We start from the raw sequence: 5,444 nt of genomic DNA on the forward strand, positions 1-5,444 counted from the left end.
TTATTTTAATAGGTTATGCAAGAAGTCTATTTAATAACTTTTTATTTTTTCTATTTAGTTGTTATTATTTTAATAAGCTAATAATTAATATAATTATTTTTATATGCAAAATTGTATCATAATTAGGTAGTTTTAATATCTGTTAAATTTTTCTTAAAAATTAACATAATAAAATAATCATTTGGTCTAAAATTTAGATAAAAAATCTTGAATATTCTATCTAAATCTATTTAGGTTTGAAACTGACTTTGAAAAATTTTTAGTCTTGTCAGTTTCAGATATTATATTCTAAGCCTACAGATGCACTAATTTTTGATTTACCAAATTTATTTTATGCATATGAAATTAGTGCATAGACAGCTGGTTTTCTAATATTAGGAACTACCTAACTTTTATTCTATCTAATAAAAGAAAAAACTCTTCTTTTTTGAAGAGTTTTAAGGTTGATAAATTAAGTTTATTTTTAACATAAATGTACCATTAGCGAATTGGCCAGTTGATGTTTTAACCTTAATAATCAATTCTTGTTGTGGATTATTTTCTGTTGGGAAATTAAATTGTTCAATGAATTCTTCTGATTCTGTATCATAAGATAATAGTTCTCATAAAATATTTGGCTGTTGTCCTTTTAAACTTGGATTTTTTATGATTTCATCATATAGGATTGCATTAACCATATTTTTTACTAATTCTTTTTTATCTGCTAATGTTCTTGGTAAACTACGAATAAAGATTGGCAACATTGAACTTGTTAAATCAAGATTAAACTTAATTGGGACAGTTAGGGTTAAATTTAATTTAAGAGTAACTTGACCTGTAAAAATAGCATTATTTTTAGATGAAAACTGCAACTCTAAAGGAATTTTATTATCACTACTACTTACATCATATTTATTAATCGCTTCATTTAGTTGTTGACAAATTAACTCAAAGTAGTTTCAATCCGTTTGAATTTTAGAAAGCCCAAAAGTTGGTTCATCTTCAACAATAAATATTGGATTTTTAATAATATCGCCTCAAATTTGATGAGCTAAATATGGCACTTGGTTGTCCGAACTACTTTGTTTTCTTGGCACAAATTGATAAGTTTTATAGGATAAATCAACTACGGGGTTTTCTTCAATTGGCTTATTAACCATTTTAATTTGACCGTGAACAGTAACTTTAAAATCACGACCAGCAACCTCTTGTTTTCCAGAAATATTCATTACATAAGTTTCTCATTTTCCACTTTTTTTAGTTTCTTTTAAAGCATTACTTAGTCTGTCTAGGTCTTGAGGTTCAAAATTCACTAAATCACGTGATAAATGCGGATCCCATGCCTTATTATTAATCAGTTTATCTCATACTAAATTTAAAACTGAGTTTGTTGTGTGTTTATCATCTTCAGCCAATAAAATTGGGTCTAATGCTAATAACCCAGGATCAATTCCTTGATTAATTAATGTTAATGTGATTGCAATATTGCCTTTAAAAATTGGGTCAGTGTTAAGATTAAGTGCCTGCAAAGTAACTTTTTCTCTTCGCCCAATATTAGGTCAATTCTTATTAAATATTGATTGTCAACTTGTGGTGTCAAAATTAGTTAATGCTGGACCACCATTAATGTTTGCTTCACGCATTACTAATTTTCAAATTCAATCTTTATCAACATTTGGTCGTTCTTGTTGAGTTACAACAATTGAAATTGATAATTCTATTGTTGGTGGTAATTCAATTTGATCTTTAACAATGAATCCAACAACTCGCATATAATGATGAATGCTTTCATCAATTGGTGTTGCTAAAAAATTTAACTCTGTATTACCACCAATATTTGGTTCTGTTACAGTATTTCAATCAATTTGATAGTCACTATAATCACTTGAAACTTGCGAATCATCGTTAAACTGTTGTTTAACTTCTTTTCACACTAAGTCATATAACTTTGGTGGTTCTAAGTTATTCTGCTGTAATTTCAAATTAACCATAGCACGATAACTAATAATGTTTAATTTAATTGTAATTGTCCCACTAAAAAGACTTGTTGGCGTATTTGCTTTGCCATTATATTCAGCAAACATTGTTACAGGCAATGCTTTATTATAATCGTCTGGCAATTGAAAACCTGAGATATCATAAGTTTCTGCATCAATTGGCGTTTCTGGTTTAAAACTACCAACGGCCTTTTTTCAAATCTCATTATATAATTCCTCAACATTTTCATATTTTGTGACATCTCATATATTTTCTAAGTTAACAGTTTGACTAATATCCATTGACGACTTTTTAACTAAAGTAAAACGAACGGTAATTGAACCAATATATGGAATATCTTCATCGTGGCGAATTGTTAAAACAACATATCCAGTTTGTGGTGTATTAGCAGTAACCGGTTTTACCATATTTTTCGAATCAGTAATTTCAAAAAAATCTAAAAGTAAATCTTGAGAAAGCCTTCCTTCAATTTTTGCTTGATTAAAAATTGATTCTTCTACAGTCATATTATCATCAGTAACAATAACATTATTAGTTAAAGTGAATTCTGTTGAAATATTCTCTCTTCCAGCAATTTTTGATGGAGAAGGCGTTCCGCATGATATAACACTAGCTATCGGAGCACTTGTAGTCAGAAATGTTGTTAGGAGTGTTAAAATTTTACGCATGTAAATCCCTTTCTTTTCAAACATTAATACTTATTATCATTATACACATTTCATCTTTTATACATAAATTTTAAATATAATTAATATTAAAACGGAAAGTAATTGCTTGAAGATGGTCTGGAACATTTTCTTTTGCTTTTAATTCTAATTTAATATCAAGAACAGTTAAATTACTATATCTTTCTTCACTGCTAATTTGCAATACATAAAATCAATCATTAAAAGTAGCAGCACTATTATGATAATTATTTAAAGGTGTAAATGTGATAATATCGTCTGCAATTATATTAGCATAATCTATTTGTGATACATTATCACTAATGTTTAAATTGTTTCCTACCATTTGACTAATATTTTGTATAAATTCCCATGTACGATTAACAATTTGTTTTTGTAGTATTGCTTTAAATGAAGTTACATCATTTGGAATATTTCGAACATCAATATCAATGTAATTTAATGGTTTTTGTGCTCCATATAAATTAGCACTTCAATATTTTGTAAATAAAATATTTCGTTTTTGTTTATCACTAATTAAATAGGCATCATGATCACCTGGATTAACTAAATTAGTAATTGAATGTAATGATGGTTGATCAATTATTACATAGTTTGTTTTTGCCGCTTGATTATTATTAAAACTAATTGTTAAATCACCATTTTCTTGAATTGTTCTTTTAACAACAGTATAATCTGCTTTTTCAATTATTCCATATGATTGAAATGGTAAAATATTTCAATCATAAACTCATTTATATTTTGAACTATTAGGGTTACTCAAAACATCTTCTTGTAATTCTCTAATTGCTGTTGCTAATGAATATTTTCCATTTAAAACATTTTTAATTTGCTCTCCCAATCGATTTGCGATCACATTTTGAATTGTTTCACCTTGCGGTAAAAACATAAAGTAAAATTGCTCTGGTTGGTTAACATTTAAACGTTTTGGTTGAAGATGTTGATATCAAAATTGTCATTCGGTTGGTACAAGTTCTTTTGGTAAGACTAAACCACGATTTTGTGATGTTTCTAAAATATTAATTAAAAAAATTAATAATTGTGGAATATATTTACCATTAATTTGAGTATCTGTTTTTGCAAAACTTTGCTCTGAATCACCCTTTTTATATGCTGACTGAATTACCCGATTAATATCAAGCATGTAATGCGTACTATCAATAGCAGTTCCTGGAAACAGTTGATCATTTTGATTAACACTTGAAATAGCAAAATTACTATATGGATTATAATCACCAATAAATTCTTTATCATTTCCTTTATTTTCTGCATAAAAAGCAGCAAAAGGTTCTTTATAGGCAGCATAAACTTGATCTGCTAACGCCAAACTATCATTAGTACCATTAATCATAATATTATTAGCTTGTTCATTTAGAACATTTGTTTGTTTTTCTCAAACTGTTGGTTTTAAATCATCTTTGTTTCTTGTTTCTCCTAATTTAAAACTTAAAAAGTTTGATAAAAATCCTTCATTTCCAACAAATAGGGTTGGCATTCAAACCAGATTTTTTTGGATTACGTCTTCGTATTTGATTTTTAAAAATAATAAATTTTTCATCAAATTAAATTGGTTTTGTTGCACATCAGCAAGACTTAACTGTTGTGTCCCTCGTGAATCAGTATAAATATCTAAAATTTGAATTTGCTTAGGATCTTTGTATTTATTCTTAAAAAAGATATTGTTTGTAATGTATAAACTAGGTGCTTTTTCAAAAATTAAATTATAAGCGTATTCTAATCGTAATGATCTCGCACGAGCGCGAGTTTGTGCAACTTGCCCAGTATTAGGGTCAGGAGGAATTTCATAAGTTTCAAAAACCGGAGTTGTTGTTGTATTATCGCGTAGTTTTGTTTTTGCAAAGTTAACTTCAAAATAATCCTCATCATTAACATCAGGTAAGGGTCCATCAGTTTCAATTCCACCATAATTTAAAATATTTGCTAAAAATGACACACCAAAATAAGCAGAGGGAATTAAAGCACCAAGATATAGCACAGCACAAATTGCGGCAAGTCACCCTTTTTTGCGTGATGCTACAGTAACATTCTTTGTTAAGTTATTAAGTTTATGTCAACTACCTGGTTTTCTTGCCATTAAAATCTCCTTTAGTAAGCTTAATAATAGACCTATTGAATGGATTTATTATAACAAAATTAATATTAAATGCAAAGCAACCTTTTTGAACAAAATTAAGCTTTTTAATTGTTCTTTTTAAATAAAAAAAGTTGGTCGTATAAATAAAATAAGGGTTTTGGAAAAAAACTCGGAAATTGAATAAAAATAATAAATTAAACCATTTACTAAAATGGTTTTTTTATTTGTAAAACCAAAATTATTAATTAATTGATCCAGAGAAAGGACAGTATCTTAAATATTTACAAAAAAAACTATAACAACTTTTTGACACCCTCTTTAAGTTGTTTACACATTTATAAATATCTTAGAAATCTTTACAAAGTGTACCTGTTTTTCTCCTAATTTAAGGTGTTGTCCTTTCTCTGTTTCAGTTAATTAATTTGCTAATAAAAAAACTTAATAAAAGAAAGGAGTAAGTAATGAAGATTAATAAGCAACAACAAATTTGCAATATTGATAACTGCTATAAAGCAATATCATTCATTATCGAAGAATTTTTATCAAATAAAGTTTTATGAACTTGTAAAAAACATAGAAATTTATTAGACTTCTTGCATAACCTATTAAAATAATTGTAAATATTTTTAAAAAGATACTAATAGCAAATTATAATTTTAATTAATTATGTCTTTTATTTAAAAATT

Annotated in this window: 3 protein-coding genes; 1 reads left to right on the plus strand and 2 read right to left on the minus strand. The window is 27.1% G+C overall.

Going from position 1 to position 5,444, the window contains the following annotated elements:
* Positions 1 to 437: 437 nt before the first annotated feature.
* Positions 438 to 2,645 carry a hypothetical protein gene (locus tag EHU54_RS04220; RefSeq protein WP_400249103.1) on the minus strand — a complete coding sequence of 736 codons (2,208 nt, stop codon included), beginning with the start codon at positions 2,643 to 2,645 and terminating at the stop codon, positions 438 to 440.
* A gap of 70 nt (positions 2,646 to 2,715) precedes the next feature.
* A complete protein-coding gene (locus EHU54_RS04225) occupies positions 2,716 to 4,758 on the minus strand; it encodes a hypothetical protein (RefSeq protein ID WP_400249105.1) in 2,043 nt (680 codons plus the stop codon).
* A 461-nt stretch (positions 4,759 to 5,219) separates the two neighbouring features.
* Between EHU54_RS04225 and EHU54_RS04230 the strand changes: the two genes are divergently transcribed.
* Positions 5,220 to 5,372, plus strand: a complete 153-nt coding sequence (locus tag EHU54_RS04230; protein ID WP_400249106.1) for a hypothetical protein — start codon at positions 5,220 to 5,222, stop codon at positions 5,370 to 5,372.
* Positions 5,373 to 5,444 lie beyond the last annotated feature (72 nt).

The sequence above is a fragment of the Spiroplasma sp. ald genome (genome assembly GCF_044714355.1).
In the GTDB taxonomy this organism is placed as follows: Bacteria; Bacillota_I; Bacilli_A; order Mycoplasmatales; family Mycoplasmataceae; genus Spiroplasma; species Spiroplasma phoeniceum.